At 61.5% G+C, this 18017-nt stretch carries 15 protein-coding genes; 11 read left to right on the plus strand and 4 right to left on the minus strand.

Going from position 1 to position 18017, the window contains the following annotated elements; genetic code table 11:
• The first annotated feature begins 80 nt into the window (after positions 1-80).
• Positions 81-830 (plus strand): hypothetical protein, encoded by a 750-nt coding sequence (locus tag CXQ93_RS04490; protein ID WP_104109299.1) that lies wholly within the window; start codon positions 81-83, stop codon positions 828-830.
• A 52-nt stretch (positions 831-882) separates the two neighbouring features.
• Here the strand turns inward: CXQ93_RS04490 and CXQ93_RS04495 are convergent, their stop codons facing one another.
• Positions 883-2388: a S8 family serine peptidase gene (locus tag CXQ93_RS04495; protein ID WP_104109300.1), complete on the minus strand. Its 1506-nt coding sequence runs from the start codon at positions 2386-2388 to the stop codon at positions 883-885.
• A gap of 99 nt (positions 2389-2487) precedes the next feature.
• On the opposite strand from CXQ93_RS04495, the gene CXQ93_RS04500 reads away from it, so the two are divergent.
• The 10 genes from CXQ93_RS04500 (at position 2488) to CXQ93_RS04545 (ending at position 14214) form a co-directional block, all read left to right on the plus strand.
• The gene (locus tag CXQ93_RS04500) at positions 2488-3717 is read left to right on the plus strand and encodes a cysteine desulfurase family protein (protein WP_104109720.1); all 1230 of its coding nucleotides are present in this window, start codon (positions 2488-2490) and stop codon (positions 3715-3717) included.
• A 69-nt stretch (positions 3718-3786) separates the two neighbouring features.
• Complete coding sequence (gene mnmA, locus CXQ93_RS04505; RefSeq protein ID WP_104109301.1) at positions 3787-4926, plus strand: tRNA 2-thiouridine(34) synthase MnmA; 1140 nt, start codon at positions 3787-3789, stop codon at positions 4924-4926.
• Between the two features lie 217 nt (positions 4927-5143).
• Entirely contained in the window at positions 5144-5767 is a 624-nt protein-coding gene (locus tag CXQ93_RS04510; protein ID WP_104109302.1) for a TIGR03086 family metal-binding protein, read from the plus strand.
• Positions 5768-5971: 204 nt separating this feature from the next.
• Complete coding sequence (locus CXQ93_RS04515; RefSeq protein ID WP_104109303.1) at positions 5972-7606, plus strand: ABC transporter substrate-binding protein; 1635 nt, start codon at positions 5972-5974, stop codon at positions 7604-7606.
• Positions 7607-7755: 149 nt separating this feature from the next.
• Positions 7756-8847 carry an ABC transporter permease gene (locus CXQ93_RS04520; protein WP_104109304.1) on the plus strand — a complete coding sequence of 364 codons (1092 nt, stop codon included), beginning with the start codon at positions 7756-7758 and terminating at the stop codon, positions 8845-8847.
• A gap of 62 nt (positions 8848-8909) precedes the next feature.
• A complete protein-coding gene (locus CXQ93_RS04525; protein WP_104109721.1) occupies positions 8910-9800 on the plus strand; it encodes an ABC transporter permease in 891 nt (296 codons plus the stop codon).
• Entirely contained in the window at positions 9797-11536 is a 1740-nt protein-coding gene (locus CXQ93_RS04530; RefSeq protein ID WP_104109305.1) for an ABC transporter ATP-binding protein, read from the plus strand. The genes CXQ93_RS04525 and CXQ93_RS04530 overlap by 4 nt, the downstream gene beginning before the upstream one ends.
• A gap of 132 nt (positions 11537-11668) precedes the next feature.
• Positions 11669-12148 (plus strand): chorismate mutase, encoded by a 480-nt coding sequence (locus CXQ93_RS04535; protein WP_104109306.1) that lies wholly within the window; start codon positions 11669-11671, stop codon positions 12146-12148.
• The gene (locus CXQ93_RS04540) at positions 12145-13275 is read left to right on the plus strand and encodes a hypothetical protein (protein WP_258068596.1); all 1131 of its coding nucleotides are present in this window, start codon (positions 12145-12147) and stop codon (positions 13273-13275) included. The genes CXQ93_RS04535 and CXQ93_RS04540 overlap by 4 nt, the downstream gene beginning before the upstream one ends.
• Before the next feature lie 72 nt (positions 13276-13347).
• The gene (locus tag CXQ93_RS04545) at positions 13348-14214 is read left to right on the plus strand and encodes an SGNH/GDSL hydrolase family protein (protein ID WP_104109308.1); all 867 of its coding nucleotides are present in this window, start codon (positions 13348-13350) and stop codon (positions 14212-14214) included.
• A 46-nt stretch (positions 14215-14260) separates the two neighbouring features.
• Here the strand turns inward: CXQ93_RS04545 and CXQ93_RS04550 are convergent, their stop codons facing one another.
• Genes CXQ93_RS04550 through CXQ93_RS04560 form a run of 3 tightly spaced genes read right to left on the minus strand, consistent with a single transcriptional unit; the run spans position 14261 to position 17946 of the window.
• Entirely contained in the window at positions 14261-15553 is a 1293-nt protein-coding gene (locus CXQ93_RS04550; RefSeq protein WP_104109309.1) for a DUF58 domain-containing protein, read from the minus strand.
• A gap of 15 nt (positions 15554-15568) precedes the next feature.
• Entirely contained in the window at positions 15569-16699 is a 1131-nt protein-coding gene (locus tag CXQ93_RS04555) for a MoxR family ATPase (protein ID WP_258068597.1), read from the minus strand.
• Positions 16696-17946 carry a DUF4350 domain-containing protein gene (locus CXQ93_RS04560; protein ID WP_104109310.1) on the minus strand — a complete coding sequence of 417 codons (1251 nt, stop codon included), beginning with the start codon at positions 17944-17946 and terminating at the stop codon, positions 16696-16698. Before CXQ93_RS04560 ends, CXQ93_RS04555 begins: the two co-directional genes overlap by 4 nt.
• Between the last annotated feature and the right edge of the window lie 71 nt (positions 17947-18017).

An 18017-nucleotide genomic window follows, 5' to 3' on the forward strand; every position in this document is an offset into this window, starting at 1 on the left:
CCAGGAGAAGCACTCAGCATCGGCTACGCCGCTGAGCCTCGGCCTGCCGACGAGGCGCGGCCATGCAATAGGCTTCGGACATGGATGCTGTCAGCGGTGCCGAGGGGCAATGGATTGCCGATGCGCTGGAGCGCTATCTCACCAAGGAGCGCTGGGACCAGTGGATTGGCACGGTCGCCACAACCATTCCTGACACTTTTGAGGCTTACGCTCGGATCTTTCATCCGGTCGACGACTATGGCGCTCCGGGGCCGGGACTGCGCTGGGCCGATCTCGCCCGAGCCAACAACACTGTCTTTCATCCGGAAGCTCAGTTCCATCGGCTGGCCCGGACCGAACTTTCTGGCCACGCGGTCTTTGATGGCCGTGACGTGGGGCAGGCCCCGCACGGCGAGATGTATCAAAGCGAATTAGCGGCGCTCGCCGAACTCTTGGCGGCACACACGGTGCCATCTCAGGACATCTTCCAGGCCGTGTGGGATGGCTGGGGCGGTTTCGAACCGGGTCGCCACGACATCCCCACCGGAGCTGGCACCACGCTCACTGTAGCTAATGGGCTTCGAGACTATTGGGTGTTTCGCGGAAGCATGGCGGAACTTGTTCGTCCGCCGTGGTTCGACGAGGAATGGGGTCGGAGTGAGCAAACTCCAAACCTGGCCTGGGCCTCGGATCGCAGCTGGTGTCTGGCGAGCGAAATTGACTTCGATTCCACCCTGGTGGGCGGAACAGCGGAACTGATTGCCGCCGTCGTACATTCTCCTTTTTTGGAGGCACTCGAGGTGACCCCAAGCAGTGACCTCAGTTCCGAAGGGGACACAATCAATAGTTAAAAAGTTCCGGCGGCCACCGTAAACGATGACCGCCGGAACGCCGGGTTGGGGCTTAGCGAACTGCCTTGAGAGCGTTCACGATGCCTTCGCCGTAGTAGCTATTGTTCAGTAGGGTTCCCGTGCATGCCGCGCCCACCGGAGTTGCCGGAGCAACACACGCGTGGTCATCGGCCTGCTGACGCAGCGCCGCGATCATCGCCTTGGGCTTCATGCCGGGGTGAGCCGATTTCATGAGCGCCAGCACGCCGGCAACCTGAGGTGAAGCCATCGAGGTGCCGCTGAGCAGACCGTAGGAGTTGTTTGGCAGCGTCGAGAGGATGCGTGATCCGGGAGCAGCAACATCAATAACGTCCAGGCCGCGGTTGGAGAAGGACGAGAGCTTTTCGGCCTGATCCGTGGAGGCCACTGTCACCACTCCCTCGAGCTCGGTAGGAATATCCTTGCAGCCATTGTTGATCTCACGATCAACGCCGGAGATGTCGTTGGGGCTGACACTATCGGTGGTCTTGTTGGCAAGATCGTAGGAGGCATTTCCCGCAGCGGCGGCGTGCACCACACCCTGCTTGGTTGACCACTTCACTGCGCGCTCAACGGCTGTGAGGACGGCCTTCTGATCGGGCTGATCGCCGCACCAGAACTGCATGGGGTCAACGTAGTAGCTGTTGTTGGTGACATCCATGCCCTTCATACCGGCCCACATGAAGCCGCAGATGGCGTACTCGGGGTAGATCGAACCTGCGTCGTTGACGACCTTGACCGAAGCCATGCGCACGCCGGGAGCGACGCCGACAATGCCAACGCCGTTGCGGGCGGCGCCGATGATGCCTGCCACGTGGGTTCCGTGCGAGGAGGTCGTGGGGAACCAGCCTGTCGGCGAGGTGTCGGGGCGGCCGGCGTCGGTGCAGTTAACCGAGTTGGCCACATCAATGTTGGCCGCGAGATCCGGGTGGACCGGGTCGATGCCACTGTCCAAAACGCCCACCAGAACGTTGGGCGAACCGTCGGTGATCTGGTTGGCCAGATCAGACTTGATCTGAACGCGGCTCCACTGCTCGGATTCGCGCGGATCCGCTGTGACGGCGTCCAGCGTAGCGTCACCATAGAGCAGATCGGTGTTGGCCAGCTGGCGGCTGCGCATGGAAGGGGCCGTGGCTGTCTGCCACGGAGTCACAACTCCCTCCGGCGTGCCTTCGGCCACAGTGATGGTGCGGGTTGCGCCCACCGATTCGATGGCCGAATGTCCGAGCTTCATGACGTTGCTGCGGAAGTTGGCGCGATCCGACTGGACCACCACCACCCCGATCTCGGGCCACTCCTGAACTGCAACGCCACCGGCTGCCTTGATGGCTGCCACCGCCGTGCGGGTCTTGTTGGCGTTGGCGGCCTTGACATTGACCACATAGCTCATGAGCTGGCCGTCGGCTGCCGGGAAATCGATGGGCGTGGACGCCGTGGCTGCGGGTGCGGCCATGGCGCTACCGCCAACCAGGCTCGTTGCCGCTAGGACCACTGCGCACAGTGCGGCAGAGGTGGTGCGGCGGAAGAATGCATTCTTCATAAGTTTTAATCCCCCCGGGATCATTGTGTGATGTGGGACACCATGATCCTGCCATTGGGGGCGGATCATGACAAGGCAACGTGCCGTAGAATTGAGACCGTGCCCGTGTATCTAGATCACGCGGCGACCACGCCAATTTCGGCCCCGGCCCTCGCCGCACTCACTTCCGTTATCGCCCGTAGCGGCAATCCGTCCTCCCTGCACGGATCGGGCCGTCGCGCCCGAGCCACTGTGGAAGCGTCCCGCGAAACCATCGCCAAGGCTGCCGGCGCCCACCCCACCGAGGTCATTTTCACCTCCGGCGGCACCGAGGCGGACAACCTTGCCGTGAAAGGCCTGTTCTGGTCCCGCAACGCCGCAGAGCCTGCCCGCACGCGGATCCTGGTCTCCAGCGTTGAGCATGCCGCCATCCAGGACACCGTTGAGTGGCTCGAGAAGCATGACGGCGCCGAAGCCGTTTGGCTGCCGGTGGATCAGGACGGCGTCGTCAGTCTTTCGGCTCTGAAAAAGGAACTGGACGACGGCGGAGCGGACTCGATCGCGCTCCTCACCTGCATGTGGGCCAACAATGAGGTGGGCACCATTGAGCCCATCGCCGAGATCGTGGCCCTCGCCTCCCAGTACGGCATCCCCGTGCATTCCGATGCTGTTCAGGCCTTCGGTTCGGTTCCCGTGAACTTCAAGGCCTCCGGGCTTGCCGCCATGTCCATCAGCGGGCACAAGATTGGCGGGCCGGTCGGTGTGGGTGCATTGCTGCTGGGCCGCGCCGTGAAACTCACACCCGTGCAACACGGTGGGGGACAGGAGCGTTCCGTGCGCTCTGGAACCCTTGACGCCGCCGGCATCGCGGCATTCGCAGCGGCCGCTGCGGATGTTACGGCGAACCTGACAGTCGAGAATGCGCGCCTGTCCGGCCTGCGTGATCAGATCATGGCCGCAGTCCGCAGCGCTGTTCCGGAAGCTGTACTGCGCGGAGTGGACCCGGCCGTGAACCCTAGCGGCCGGCTGCCTGGCAATGTGCACTTTACGTTCCCCGGCTGCGAGGGCGATTCCCTGCTGTTCCTGCTCGATATGGCAGGGATCGAATCCTCCACCGGCTCGGCTTGCACAGCCGGGGTGCCCCGCCCCTCGCACGTTTTGTTGGCCATGGGCCTGGACGAGGACACGGCACGTGGCGCACAACGCTTTAGTTTGGGGCATACATCGGGCCAAGCAGACGTTGACGCCTTTGTGGCCGCGTTGCCCGATGCTCACGCACGCGCAAAACAAGCGGGCATGGCTGGGCATAAATCAAGCATTGAAACGGCCAGCACCCGGGCCGCCGGCTAGCCCGCGGAAGCCGCAGCACCTGCACCACACGAGCTCCTGCACCACAAGTAATGAATTGAAAGGTACGTAATGCGAGTATTGGCCGCCATGAGTGGTGGAGTTGACTCCGCCGTCGCCGCAGCACGGGCAGTAGATGCCGGGCACGACGTCGTCGGCGTTCACCTGGCGCTCTCCCGCATGCCCGGAACCCTGCGCACCGGCAGCCGCGGCTGCTGCACCGTGGAGGACTCCAACGATGCGTGGCGGGCCTGCGATCTGCTCGGCATTCCGTACTACGTCTGGGACTTCTCGGAGCGCTTCAAGGAAGATGTGGTCCAGGACTTCATCGACGAATACGCCGCCGGGCGCACGCCCAACCCCTGCATGCGCTGCAATGAGCGGATCAAGTTCGCCGCGCTGTTGGAGAAGGCCATCGCACTGGGCTTCGACGCCGTCGTCACTGGTCACTACGCCAAGGTCATCACCGATGCCGATGGCAACCCTGAGCTGCACCGCGCCGCCGATTGGGCCAAGGACCAGAGCTACGTACTCGGTGTGCTGACCCACGAACAGCTCAAGCACTCCATGTTCCCGCTCGCTGATACCCCGTCCAAGGCTGAGGTTCGCGCCGAGGCTGAACGTCGGGGATTGTCCGTCGCCCAGAAGCCGGACAGCCACGATATCTGCTTCATCCCCGATGGCGACACCGCTGGCTGGCTCGCTGAAAAGATCGAGATGACCGACGGCGAGATCGTTGACGAAACCGGTGCAAAGGTTGGCGGCCATACCGGCTCCAACCAGTTCACGGTGGGTCAGCGTCGCGGCCTCAAACTCGGCACCCCCGCCGCCGACGGCAAGCCCCGCTTCGTGTTGGAAATCCGACCGAAGGAAAACAAGGTCATCGTGGGCCCGCACGCGCTACTGGCTATCGATTCGATCGAGGGCATCAAGGTTTCCTGGGCCGGGCTGCCCATCGCCGAAGTTGCCACCGGCGTCGAGTTCGATTGCTACGCCCAGGTGCGCGCGCATGGTGATCCTGTCCCGGCCCGCGCTTTTGTCACCGAAGAGACGGACGACGCCGGCACTCGCCAGCAGCTTCACGTCACCTTGGTGGAGCCGCTGCGCGGCGTAGCCCCCGGACAGACGATTGTTCTGTACCAGGGCTCGCGCGTGCTCGGCCAGGCAACGATCGACACGGCACGGTCCCTGGCCCGCCCCGACCTCCCCTAACCCGACGCCGCACCACTTTCCGGCCGTTTTTTCCAAACGCCGCATCACTTCCCGGGATCGCGACTAACCGTCCCGCCGTAAAGTGATGCGGCGTTTGCGTTTTACGGCCGGAAAGTGGGGCGGCGTTGGAGGGGGTGGCCTAAATGTACCGGTGTGGCCCTTGCGGTGCTGGCGTAAGCTTCCTTTAAGGTGATTTGGCCCACGGAAGGTTTACACAATGCCCCCGCATACAATTCCCAACCCGCTGCAACACTTGGAAAGCGCTCTGAATCAGTGCGCTGAAGTCATTAGCGCCATCTCGGCCAATCAGGCCGAATGGCCCACGCCGTGCACCGAATGGAATGTGCAGGAGCTCTTACATCACCTGGTGGTGCAGGATCTGCATAAATTCACCGTTATGGCGCGAGGCAACAAAGTTGATCCGATGGCCGCCGATGCCACAGTGGGGGCGGACTGGTCTACCCGTTTCAGCGATGGTGCCGCGCTCCTTATGCGGGCCTGGGCATCGGCTGATCTCAGTACCCAAGTAGCACTGCCGGGCGGTGGCGAGGCGCCGCTGCGGAGCCGGATCGGACTGCAGATCACTGAGTTCACTGTCCATGCTTGGGACTTGCTCAAGGCAACCGGAGTCCACGTGATCCTGGATCCTGTGTTGGCCGAGCAGTCTTTGGCCTGGTCTCAGCGAATGCTCAAGATGGAGCATCGTGGGGCTGACAGGGGCATCGGTTTGGAGGTTCGTGTCCCCATAGCCTCGGACCCCTACACCCAGCTTGCCGGCTGGTTTGGCCGCAGCCCCTATTTCCGGGCCGGTCCACGCGCGGAATCCCTCAGTCAGCCGTAGTTCCGCCTCAGCTCGGGGCTCACGCACAGCGGCGCGGGCCGGTCCTTGGCATTTCTACTCTTTGGTAACCATCTGATTGCAACTTCCAAATCCATGCAGGATCGCGCGCGCAAGTCTGGTATTCATTAAGTATCAAATACGTGGGGGCCGTCACACAAGGGTGTGTGGCGGCTCTCCATGTAAGGCACAAGAGAAAGTTTGCTGATGGCCAAGAATAAGTTCGGCTTGAGCTCGGTGATTGCCGTTGCAGGCGTCTCCGTCCTAGCCATGACGGCATGTACAGGCCCCGCAGGTGGCGGCGAAACTGAAAGCGGTGGCTCAACAGGGGCACCGGTTGTTGTCGGCACCACCGACAAGACCACCTTCCTGGATCCGGCAGGATCCTACGACAACGGCTCGTTCATGGTCATGAACCAGATTTACCCGTTTGTGCTGAACTCGGAAGCTGGCAGCGCAGACCCCAAGCCGGACATTGCAGAATCGGCCGAGTTCACCTCGCCCACCGAATATACGGTGAAGCTCAAGGCTGGCCTCAAGTGGGCCAACGGCACCGAGCTGGACTCTAAGGACGTGAAGTTCTCCTTCGACCGCCAGGTCAAGATCAATGATGCCAACGGCCCAGCATCCCTGCTGGGTAACTTGGACAGCGTTGCAGCTCCGGACGCCACCACCGTGGTGTTCAAGCTCAAGGTTGGCAATGACCAGACTTTCCCCCAGGTCTTGACCAGCCCGGCCGCACCCATTGTGGATGACAGCGTCTTCAGTGCAGATGCCATCACCCCGGACGAGGACATCATTGCTGGCAAGTCCTACGCCGGACAGTTCACCATTGATTCTTTCAAGAAGAACCAGCTGATCTCCTTCAAGAAGAACCCCGACTACAAGGGCCTGCTGGGCCCGGCCAAGTCTGAATCGGTCACGATCAAGTACTTCGCCGATTCCAACAACTTGAAGCTGGAAGTCCAGAAGGGCAGCATTGACGTTGCCTGGCGCTCCCTCACCGCAACCGATATTGAGAGCCTCAAGAGCGATAAGAACGTCAAGGTTGACGTTGGACCCGGTGGCGAAATTCGTTACATCGTGTTCAACTTCGACACCATGCCGTTCGGTGCCAAGACAGCTGATGCTGATGCTAAGAAGTCACTGGCCGTGCGTCAGGCTATGGCTGACTCCATTGATCGCGCCAAACTTGCTGATCAGGTTTACAAGGGCACTTATCTGCCACTCTACTCACCGGTGCCCGCCGGATTCACCGGAGCTATTGAACCGTTGAAGGCTGAATACGGCGACGGCAACGGCGGCCCGGATATTGACAAGGCTACTAAGGCCCTGGCTGACGCTGGTGTCCAGACACCCGTGAAGTTGGACTTGCAGTACAACCCGGACCACTACGGATCTTCCTCAGGTGATGAGTACGCGGCCATCAAGTCGCAGCTGGAAGCAACCAAGCTCTTCACTGTCAATCTTCAGTCGACTGAGTGGGTTTCCTACGCTAAGCAGCGCACCCAAGACGTTTACCCGATGTACCAGCTGGGTTGGTTCCCGGACTACTCCGATGCTGACAACTACCTGACCCCGTTCTTCAGTGAGAACAACTTCCTGAGCAACCACTACAGCAATCCGGAAGTACAGAAAATGATCACCGAACAGGTGACCACGAACGATCCGGCCAAGCGCACCAAACTGATCGAAGACATTCAGACCGCTGAGTCCAAGGACCTCTCCACTCTGCCGCTGCTGCAGGGTGCCCAGGTTGCAGTTTCCGGTGTCAACGTCAACGGCACCAAGGACACGCTGGACGCTTCCTTCAAGTTCCGTTTGGGCGTTCTGTCCAAGTAAGGCTACTTCGGTAGCCCCTGGATAAACTCCACAGTGTATTGGGCGGGGCCATCTGAAACAGAGGCCCCGCCCTTTTGCACGGACCAAGCCATTTTGCACGTCCACGATAAGTGCATCCAAAAGCACAGCATCAAAAGAAATAGGCGCACATGACCGCATTGATTGACCTGCCGGCGGAAGAACCCGCGCTGCAGGCACCCAAGAGCAAAAAGAAAACAGGCGGCAGCCTGGGCAAGTACCTTGCCATCCGCTTTGTTCTGATCTTTCCCACGATCTTCATCCTCGTCACCATGGTGTTCTTCCTCATGCGCCTCACCGGTGATCCCATTACGGCAGCCCTCGGTGGACGGCTGCCGGCTGACCAGCTGGCGATACGCATTCACGAGGCCGGCTATGACCGGCCCCTTTTCATCCAGTACTTCGAGTACTTGGGCCAGATCGCCACTGGAAACTTTGGCCGCACCATCTCGGATAATCTGCTGATCTCTGACATGTTGGCCACTTATGGCTCGGCAACACTGGAATTGGCCATCAACTCACTCGTCGTGGCACTGCTGATCGGTATCCCTTTGGGCATGCTGGCCGCTTACAAGCGCGACAAGTGGCAGGACGCCATCGCCCGCGTTCTGGCTATCGCCTTCTACGCCACCCCGGTGTTCTTCGCAGGCCTGATCCTGAAGCTCATCTTCTCCATCTGGCTCGGCTGGTTCCCCGTAGCGGGCCGCGGCACCACCAGCACGGAAATCTTCATGGCCCAGCTGGAATCGCCGTCGGGCATTTACTGGCTCGATGCCCTGCGCAGTGGCAATATGAACGCCTTTTGGGACGTTGTTCAACACTCGATATTGCCGGCCACAGCCCTCGGCTTGCTGACGGCCGGGATCTTCCTGCGTTTGGTACGCACCAATATGATCGGCACCCTGAGCCGGGACTACGTTGAGGCCGGCCGATCCCGGGGCGTCAGCGAATTCCGTCTCATCACCAAGCACGCGTACAAGCCTGCACTGATCCCCATTATCACCGTGATGGGTCTGCAGATCGCGCTCCTCCTTGGCGGGGCAGTCCTGACCGAGACCACCTTCGAGTGGAAGGGACTCGGCTTCCAGCTGGCCCAATACCTCACCGCGCGAGACTTCGTGGCTGTGCAAGGGATCGTTGTTCTCCTGGCAGTCATCGTGGCCGTCACCAACTTCATCGTGGATGTCATCGCCGCGCTGATCGACCCGAGGGTGAGGTACTAGCCGTGGAGAGCAAAAAGTCGCTTTTCAGCCGCCTGCCCGTCATTTCCCAGCTCAAAAAGAGTATGGGGCTCCAACGAGGCATGCTCGTCACGGGCATCGTCCTAACACTCATCTTCTTGTTGACCGCAGCGTTGGCCCCTTTGATTGCGCCCTTCGGCCCCACTCAGCGATTCGACGAAACCCAGGCAGCGCCGTCGTCCGTTCACCTATGGGGTACGACGGCGGGAGGTTACGATGTCCTCTCCCGAACCATTTGGGGGGCCCAGACAGCTGTCTTCGTGATTGTGATCGCGGTGGCACTATCCATTTTCATCGGTGTCATCTTGGGCTTGCTCTCGGGTTACCTCGGAGGTTGGCTTGACCGGATTCTGGTGGTGGTGGCAGACGCTATTTACGCGTTCCCCACACTGCTGCTTGCAATGGTCATGTCCATTGCGCTCACGCAGGGAAGTTCGGACATGTGGGCCGGTATTTTTGCCGCGGCTATCTCCATCACCGTCGTGTTCATCCCGCAGTACTTCCGCGTTATCCGTGCCGAGACTATCCGTCTGAAGGCCGAGCCATTTGTGGAATCCGCCATTGTGGTGGGAGCCTCCACTGTTCGCATCATGGCCCGGCATATTTTCAAGAACGCCACCCGAACCTTGCCATTGATCTTCACCCTCAACGCCTCCGAGGCGATCTTGACGTTGGCTGGGCTGGGCTTTTTGGGCTTCGGTATTGAACCGTCGTCCGCGGCGGAATGGGGCTACGATCTCAACCACGCGCAGTCGGACGCTACGGCCGGTATCTGGTGGACCGGTGTGTTCCCAGGTGCTGCCATTGTGATGACGGTGCTGGGCCTGACTCTCCTCGGTGAGTCCATGAATGATCTCAATGACCCGCGCCTGCGTGGACGCAAAAAGACCAAGAAGAACGCCGCGAAGAAGCAAGAGGAGTTGGTGGAAGCATGAGCCGCTCCACAGAAAACGCAGCCAAGGTCAACGCAGCTGTCGCCGGCGTGCCCGGGGGCGAAAAGTCGCCGCGGTCAGCACTGCAAATTGCGGACTTGAAGGTAACTTTTGCCACGGATCAGGGCGATGTTCTGGCCGTTAAAGACGTCTCGTTCACGGTGGCTCCGGGTGAAATTGTTGCCATTGTGGGTGAATCAGGTTCCGGCAAGACCGTCACGGCAAAAGCCATATTGGGGCTGCTGCCGGAGACTGCGGACAGTAGTGGGGCCGTGATTATTTCCGGTAACGACGTTTTGAGCGTCAGCGCCCAAGAAATGCGTCAGATCCGGGGCCGCGACGTAGCCATGGTGTTTCAAGAGCCATCCACGGCGCTTAACCCCGTGCACACGGTGGGCTGGCAGATTGCCGAGGGCCTGCGTGCCCATCGTCCTGAGGGGAAGCGTGTGGGTAAGAAGGAAGCCCGCAAACTTGCCATTGAGGCTTTAGCCAAGGTGGGCATTCCGGAGCCGGAGAAGCGGGTTGATTATTACCCACACCAATTCTCTGGCGGGCAGAAGCAGCGTGTGGTTATCGCCGCAGCGTTGGCCCTGAACCCGGGCTTGATTGTGGCTGATGAGCCCACTACGGCACTTGATGTGACGGTGCAGGCGGAGATTTTGGAACTGCTCCGAGATCTGCGCGATCGCTACGGAACCTCCATTGTGCTGATTACCCACAACATGGGTGTGGTGGCAGATCTTGCCGACCGTGTGGTGGTCATGTACCAGGGCGATGTCGTGGAGAAAGCCAGTTCGAAGGTGCTCTTTGAGGCACCGCAGCAGGACTACACAAAAGCGCTGCTGGCTGCTGTGCCACACTTGGGCCGCAACTCCGCATCGGCTGGATTCACGGAACGAGCCTTCCAAGACAAGGAAGTGCTGGTCCGGGCCACGGATCTGGAAATTGAATACCCGGGCCGCTTGGGTAGCCCCGCATTCAAGGCCGTAGACAAGGTCTCCTTCACCATTAGCGCCGGCGAGGTCTTCGGTCTGGTGGGGGAGTCCGGCTCGGGCAAGACCACCATTGGCCGCGCCATTGCAGGGTTGAACCGCACCACGGGTGGTTCGTTGAACGTGCTCGGCTACGAGATGCTCAATTACAAGGAGCGCACGTTCCGGCCCCTGCGCAAGGACATCGGCTTTGTCTTCCAAGACCCGGCGGCTTCCTTCAACCCGTACCTGAGCATTGGTGAGTGTGTGGCTGAGCCGTTGCTCATCCACACCGACCTCTCCGGGCCGGCCGTCACCAAGCGTGTTGGCGAATTGCTGGAATCGGTCCAGTTGCCGGGCGCGTATGCCAAGCGCTTCCCCCATGAGCTTTCCGGTGGACAGCGGCAGCGTGCATCACTGGCTCGTGGTCTGGCACTGTCGCCCAAGCTGCTGATCGCTGACGAGCCCACCTCGGCACTGGACGTCTCAGTCCAGGCAAAGGTGTTGGAACTGTTCCGTGAAATCCAGAACGAATTGGGCTTCGCGGCGCTCTTCATCAGCCACGACCTTGCCGTGGTGGACATTCTGGCGCAATGGGTCGGGGTGCTCTACAAGGGCAAAATGGTGGAGCAGGGGATAGGTAATCAGGTCATGGGCAACCCGCAGGCCGATTACACCAAGCGCCTCATTGCCTCATTGCCTGTGCCCGACCCGGCGGAGCAGGCCAAACGCCGCGCCGCCCATCAGGCGCTGTTGGCGGCAAAGTAGTGTAGTTCCGCTCGGCCGGATCTGAGGGAGACCTCGAGCCGGCACTTGAGCTGGACTGTGAAGCGGGCCTTGAGGCGGTGCCCGGCGTGGACAGTGTTTTTGTCCCCGCCGGGCACCGCCTAAACTGTTTTCATGACCGAATCGAGCCACGCTGCGCACCTGTCCGTTGAAGACTTTGACCCGGCCGCCAGTTCCCTCACGGAAGCTGTAGCCCCGGCCGTCATGGCGGAACTGCTATCCATCCGCTCCAGTATTGATAACTTCGATGCCACCTTGGTGTACCTGCTGGCCGAACGATTCAAGGCCACTCAGCGCGTGGGCATCCTCAAGGCCACACACCAGCTGCCCGCCGGCGATCCGGGCCGCGAGAAGGCCCAGATCCAGCGACTGCGTGCCCTCGCCGAGTCCGCCCACTTGGACCCCGCCTTTGCCGAGAAGTTCCTCAACTTCATCATTAGCGAGGTCATCCACCATCACCAAGCTATTTCGCAGAGCCATTCTGCCGCAGCTGCCACCGGTGGTGTGCCGGTGGTCAGCATGGACGGGTTGGGCTTCGTGGCAGATCCGCAATCTGCGCCCGTGATGGACGACGGCGGCACGCAGCCTCAGTGAGCCCCTCGCCTATGCACACCGCCAGTACTGCCCAAGGGCAAGGTGGTGCGTTTTCTGATAGCGCCACGGCCACTGCCTTGGGCCCATGGCCCGGTACCGACCCCGTGGAAGCCACTAAGGTCTCAGTAGGAATTTTCCCTAGTCCGCATCTGCCTTTCCTGCCGCAACTGCCCGCTCGCGGGGTTGGGTCGGACCCGATTGGCCGCACCGCCTCCTTACTGACCGAGTTGCCTGTGGACGTGCAGCCCTACGGCTGGCGCTTTGTGGACAGGATTGGTCTGGACTTCCGGCGAGCGGAATCGGCGTTGTCCACGGACATCAATGTACTGGCGGATGTTGTTGGTGACGGGGATCTGTCTCCGGAAGCACTGAAGGTCCAAGTGGTGGGCCCCTTCTCGCTGGCCGCGGCCATCCACCTGCACTATGGCGAGCGATCGCTGCGGGACTACGGTGCTCGGCGTGATATTGGCCAGTCCTTGGCGGCAGGTCTGGCCATTCACGCTCAGAAGGCGCAAGCCGGCGTCCCCGGTGCTGCGCTGACGCTGCAAATTGATGAGCCGCACATTGCTGCGGTTTTGGCGGGGACCATTCCCACGGCGTCGGGCTATAGGTCCTTGCGAGCCATCCCGCGCTCGGAGTTGCGCCAGGTGTGGAGCGATCTGGTGGCCGCTGCCCGCGCGGCTGGTTTCAGCCAGGTGGCCATCAACTTGGCACCCGCCGAAAAGGCCTTGGGGGAGGCCGGTGACGGCGCACCCGCAGCCGAAGCGGAGCAGTGGCGCCAAGCACTGGACATCGCTGTGGAGTGCGGCATCGATGCTGTGGCCTTGCCCTTGAACAAGCTCGACGGCGGCCACTGGGAAATACTGGCGGGCGCGGTGGAAGCCGGCTTGGGCGTGTGGGCCGGGACGGTGCCGGCCGCTGCAGACCAGGCATCACTGCCGTACGCAGCCCTGGTGGAACGGATCATGCGGCCATGGCGGAAACTGGGGCTGGCCGAGTCCGGCCTGAACCAACTGCGCATCACCGAAGAATCCACCATGACAGCCCTGACGCCGCAGCGGGCGCGGGCAGTCCTGGGAAAGACCCTTGACGTTGCGCAAGCGCTGGGTGACATCCGTAACGCTTAGCATCCCGCAGACACCCCGTAGCTGCCCGTTGCGCAATATGATGGCTTCAAAGAATGACAAGGTGAGCTGGCCATGACCGGAGGTGAAATGGGCTCGAGGAAGCTCAGTCGGAGCCTGGGGGCACTCCTTGCGGCAGCGGTTGTGCTGCTAGCTCTGCCTCCCAGCGAAGTTGTGTCTATTCCTGCCACCATGCTGAGTGCAGTGGCCACCACAGGGGCCACTCCGGTCAACGGACCAATCGCCACTCCCGTCATCGGCCCGGTGGGCGCTGCCATCGGGGAATCTCTGATTCACTCGCGGGTGTTGAATCCTGCCTCCGGCCGGTATGAATCTCTGGATGCCAATATTGCCAGCACGGCCGTGCTGATCGGCGACTCGCAGTCGGCCGGAGCTGCGGGCGTGCGCGCCGCCGATACGTGGGTGGAGCGCGGACTTTCATTTTGCGGCTACGCCGTGAAATTTGTGGGGGCCTCAGGGACCGGCTTCACCAGAAGTTCGGCCCGATTCGGTAACTATCCGGACGCGCTGGAGGAAGGCCAAATGGTCCTTCCTCATGGGAATCCGGCGCTTGTGGTATTCCAAGGAGGCGGCAACGATGCCGCAGCTGGAGCCACGGACGCCGAAATTCTGACGAACGCTGGCAGGCTGCTGCGGGGGCTTAGGGAAAGTTACCCCAACTCGCAATACCTGTTCATCGGCACGCTGGCCCGCGGTGGCACGGCAGGCGGGCGGCGCACTGAAGTTGACACGCTCTTGGCGGGTTTCGCGCACCGCAACGGTGCAGATTTCATCAGCGCCGGTGACTGGCTCACGCGCTATGGGCTCAGCAACAAAATGGCCGACGGCGTTCACCTCACCCTGGAAGGGCATCAGATACTGACTAAAGTTCTCGCTTCCCGGCTCAAGGATTTGAAACTCCAGGGACCCGGACTGCAGTGAACCTTACGTAGTGCCTCAGTGGCTCGGTACGCAGCCCTCCATTGAACTACAGGCGGCCGGCGGCTTTCAGCTTGATGTACAGATCCGCCAGCTTGGGTGGGAGTTCCGCTGGGGCTGCATCCACCACTTCAACCCCTGCTTGCTTGAGGTACGTGGTGATGGCTTCGCGACGGTTCAGGGCATGTTCGGCCGCGGCTGCGCGGTAGACAAGGGTGCTGCTGGAGCGTTCCAAACTGGCACGCTCCAAGGCGGGATCGCGCACGCTCGCCACAACCACCACGTGTTTTTGGGACAGTGTGGTGACCAGCGGAATGAGACCTTCTTCCGCGACACCGGCGTCGAGCGATGTCACCAGAACAACCAACGCACGGTGGGCTGTGACATCCCGGACCTGCCCTGCGATGCCTTGGGCATTGAGCTCAATCAACTCCGGTTCCAGCGGGGCCAAACCCTGCACCATCGCATTGAGCATATTGCCTTTACCCGTGGAAGAAACCTTGGCACGGACACGGCGGTCGTAGGCCACCAGGCTGACTCGATCCCCACCTCGCTCAGCCAGTACGGCAAGCAAGAGGGAGGCTTCAATGCCGGTGTCAAGGGCGGTCTCGTCGTCAATCCGGGTGGCCGAGGTTCTGGAGGTATCCAACACAATGACAACCCTGCGGTCGCGCTCGGGGCGCCAAGTGCGTACCACCACGTCGCGGCGGCGTGCCGTGGCACGCCAGTCAATGGAACGCACGTCGTCGCCGCGGACGTAGTCGCGCAGGGAATCAAATTCTGTGCCGGCCCCACGGATCTGCACGGCTGCCTTGCCGTCCAACTCACGCAACTTGCGCAGCTTGGACGGCAGATGGCGTTTGGAATGAAAAGGTGGCAGAACCCGCAGCACACCGGGTGCCGCGATGGTGTGTTGTCGAGCGGCCATGCCCAGCGGACCAAAGGAACGGATAGTGACGTGGTGGGTGGCCAAATCCCCGCGTCGAGAGGGGAGCAGCTCAACGTTTAGTGCTGCCCGTTCGCCCGCCCGGATCCGGACCTGGGCAAGAGCATTGACTGCCCCAGCCGACGGTTGCCAGCCATCCTTGACCTGCGCCCGCAACACTGTGGCGGAGTTGTTGGCGAGCCGTAGCACGGCCGTTGCCGGCTCACCCAGACGGACGCCTGAAGGCAGGCTGCGGCGCAGGGAAACCTTCCTTGGCGATGCCGCCAACACCAGATCAATCACCAGAACCAGCAGCAGCAAAGACACTGCCACAACCCACGTCAACAGCCCTGGAAAAGCGACGACTGGGATCAGCGCCGCCAGCGTCAAAAAGAAAAATCTGCCCGAAATAGCCATCGCGTTAGGACCAGATCAACGCGGAACCGGAACGGTGGCCAGAATGGAGAGCAGGATGCCATCTACAGCAACACCGTCCATCTCGGCCTCGGGGCGTAAAGCCACGCGATGGCGCAGGGTGGGCAGGGCCAGAGCCTTGATATCGTCAGGTGTCACGAACGTGCGTCCCGACAGCCAGGCGTAAGCCCGGGCAGATTTCAGGATGGCGGTTGCCCCGCGGGGTGAAACTCCCAGCTGGAACGACGGTGCCGTGCGCGTGGCACGCACCAAATCAACAACGTAGGCCAATATTTCTGCAGCGACCTTGACCTGGGCAACTTCCTCACGAGCTTGAGCCAGCTCTGCCGCCCCGGCCACGGCACGCACGCCCGCGGCATGAAGATTTTGCGGGTCGAACCCCATACTGTGCCGGCGAATGACTTCAATTTCATCGTCGCGACCGGGCAGCTCCATGGTGAGCTTCAGGAGAAAACGGTCCAATTGGGCCTCGGGCAGCGGGTAGGTACCTTCGTACTCCACAGGGTTTTGCGTGGCAGCCACCATGAACGGTGCCGGCAGCTTGCGCGAGACGCCGTCGACGGAAACCTGGTGCTCCTCCATGGCCTCCAACAAGGACGCCTGAGTCTTGGGCGGTGTCCTGTTGATCTCATCGGCCAGCAAGATGTTAGTGAAAACGGGGCCCTCGCGGAAGGTGAAGGATGAGGTGCTGGAGTCGTAAATCAGGGAGCCTGTCACGTCTCCGGGCATCAGGTCGGGGGTGAACTGTACCCGCTTGGTGTCAAGGCTCAGTGCCGTGGACAGAGACCTCACCAGCAGAGTCTTGGCAACACCTGGCACGCCTTCGAGCAGCACGTGCCCGCCGGCCAGCAGGGCAATGAGTAGCCCTGTCACGGTATCCTCCTGGCCTACCACTGCCTTGGCTACCTCTGCCCTAACAGCTAGCAGCGCCTGGGCTGAGGGGCTGGGCGCCGGGCGCTGCTGCTCAGGCTGGTGCGCCGGTTGCGCCGGTGGCTGGTAGGCGGGTTGCTGCACCTGATGCTGCTGCTGCTGTTGCTGCACCTGATACTGCTGCTGGGGTAAGGGGGATCCGGGGTAGCCGTGCTGCGGGTAGGATTCCGGGTTCGTCTCCGGGTGGGGCATGGTCATCGACGGGCCACTTCTTCCTCTAGTGCCGCAAGATCGGCGGCGATTCTCAACATGTCTTTTTCAGTCTGTGGGGGTTCGCCCAGCAAGATGGCATGAACCTCTGCGTTGGTGCGCGAGGTTGCTGCTGCAACAGCGTCGACCACGGCGGACGGATCCGCCGAGTGGCCCAAGCGAAGGGCGTGCGCAAGCCGGGTCAGCGACGCATGGGCAAGCGTTCGCGTGGCTATATCCACGGCGCGGGCATCTTGGTAGAGCCGGGCACGGCCAGCCATGGTTTCGGACGCCTTCACAATGACCGGCAGCGGCTCAGCCACCAGCGGACCGTTCCTTCGCCCGCGCCACAGCACACCCACCACGGCCACCAGCATCAGCCATGCTGCGGCCGGGAACATCCACGCGGGCGTCAGATCAGCCAAGCTGGGAGCTGTTTGCGCTGGCGGAACATCATTCAGTGAAGAGGTGTACCAAAGCAGGTTGGGCTTGCTACCCAACAGCCGGAAGGTCAAGGCGGCATTTCCTACCTGGCCCAGATTGTGGTTATTCACGACGCCGGAAAACCCCAGTGCGGTGATGTCACCGGCGCTGTTGCTCGCCAGGAGTCCACCCGATGCGGGGCCTGATTTTGCATTGGGGGTAAAGCACGTTTGTGCACCCTTATAGAGCAGTATTGGGCCCTTGGCCGGTCCCGCATTTAGGGCCGGGTCTGGGCCACCGCCACTGATGGTCCCAGCGGCGGCGGCATCCACATGCTCACACTGGGCATCCACGCGAGGAATACCAGCGGTGCTACCTGCAGAACTGAGTTCGGGGCTGAGGTTCTTCACAGCGACAGGGCCAGGGGCGATCGCCACCAGCTTGGCGCCATTTTGTTCAATAGCGGCAGCCAGCTCCGAAACCTGAGCGGGAGTGAGGATGTTTCTGGGATCGTAAAACAGGACTGTGCTGCTGCCGTAGGCGTTCTGTGCCAGCGCGTCAGTTGTCGCGAGCAATGATGTGGTGGCCTCGAGCGCCACACCTTGGTCCTTCAAGACCGAGGCAGCGGCCTGAGCGCCTGCCGGAGCCGGGTTGTTGATGGCCAGCGAGTCGAGGCTGCGATTGCCCGAATTTGTCATCACGAACGCCAGTATTGAAAGCACCACGAACACTGCCCCGCCAATGATCCAGAAGCGGTACTTGTGCCACCACCTGGCTAGGCGCTGGGCGGCAGTGGTGTCTTCGGCGACAAAGGCGTGATCGGCTGTGCCCACTGGCGCATCCCTATTAGGTGCATTGCCATCAGGGGCACCGTTGATAGGAGGGCGAACCGTGGGCGCGGGGG

This window comes from Arthrobacter sp. N199823 (assembly GCF_002929705.1).
Taxonomy (GTDB): Bacteria; Actinomycetota; Actinomycetes; order Actinomycetales; family Micrococcaceae; genus Specibacter.

Bases quoted from the DNA above. Each gene is read 5' to 3' on its own strand.
- mnmA (WP_104109301.1), top strand. From the start codon at position 3,787: ATGCGAGTATTGGCCGCCATGAGTGGTGGAGTTGACTCCGCCGTCGCC.
- CXQ93_RS04545 (WP_104109308.1), top strand. From the start codon at position 13,348: ATGACCGGAGGTGAAATGGGCTCGAGGAAGCTCAGTCGGAGCCTGGGG.
- CXQ93_RS04520 (WP_104109304.1), top strand. From the start codon at position 7,756: ATGACCGCATTGATTGACCTGCCGGCGGAAGAACCCGCGCTGCAGGCA.
- CXQ93_RS04550 (WP_104109309.1), bottom strand. From the start codon at position 15,553: ATGGCTATTTCGGGCAGATTTTTCTTTTTGACGCTGGCGGCGCTGATC.
- CXQ93_RS04535 (WP_104109306.1), top strand. From the start codon at position 11,669: ATGACCGAATCGAGCCACGCTGCGCACCTGTCCGTTGAAGACTTTGAC.
- CXQ93_RS04495 (WP_104109300.1), bottom strand. From the start codon at position 2,388: ATGAAGAATGCATTCTTCCGCCGCACCACCTCTGCCGCACTGTGCGCA.
- CXQ93_RS04555 (WP_258068597.1), bottom strand. From the start codon at position 16,699: ATGACCATGCCCCACCCGGAGACGAACCCGGAATCCTACCCGCAGCAC.
- CXQ93_RS04530 (WP_104109305.1), top strand. From the start codon at position 9,797: ATGAGCCGCTCCACAGAAAACGCAGCCAAGGTCAACGCAGCTGTCGCC.
- CXQ93_RS04490 (WP_104109299.1), top strand. From the start codon at position 81: ATGGATGCTGTCAGCGGTGCCGAGGGGCAATGGATTGCCGATGCGCTG.
- CXQ93_RS04510 (WP_104109302.1), top strand. From the start codon at position 5,144: ATGCCCCCGCATACAATTCCCAACCCGCTGCAACACTTGGAAAGCGCT.
- CXQ93_RS04525 (WP_104109721.1), top strand. From the start codon at position 8,910: ATGGGGCTCCAACGAGGCATGCTCGTCACGGGCATCGTCCTAACACTC.
- CXQ93_RS04515 (WP_104109303.1), top strand. From the start codon at position 5,972: ATGGCCAAGAATAAGTTCGGCTTGAGCTCGGTGATTGCCGTTGCAGGC.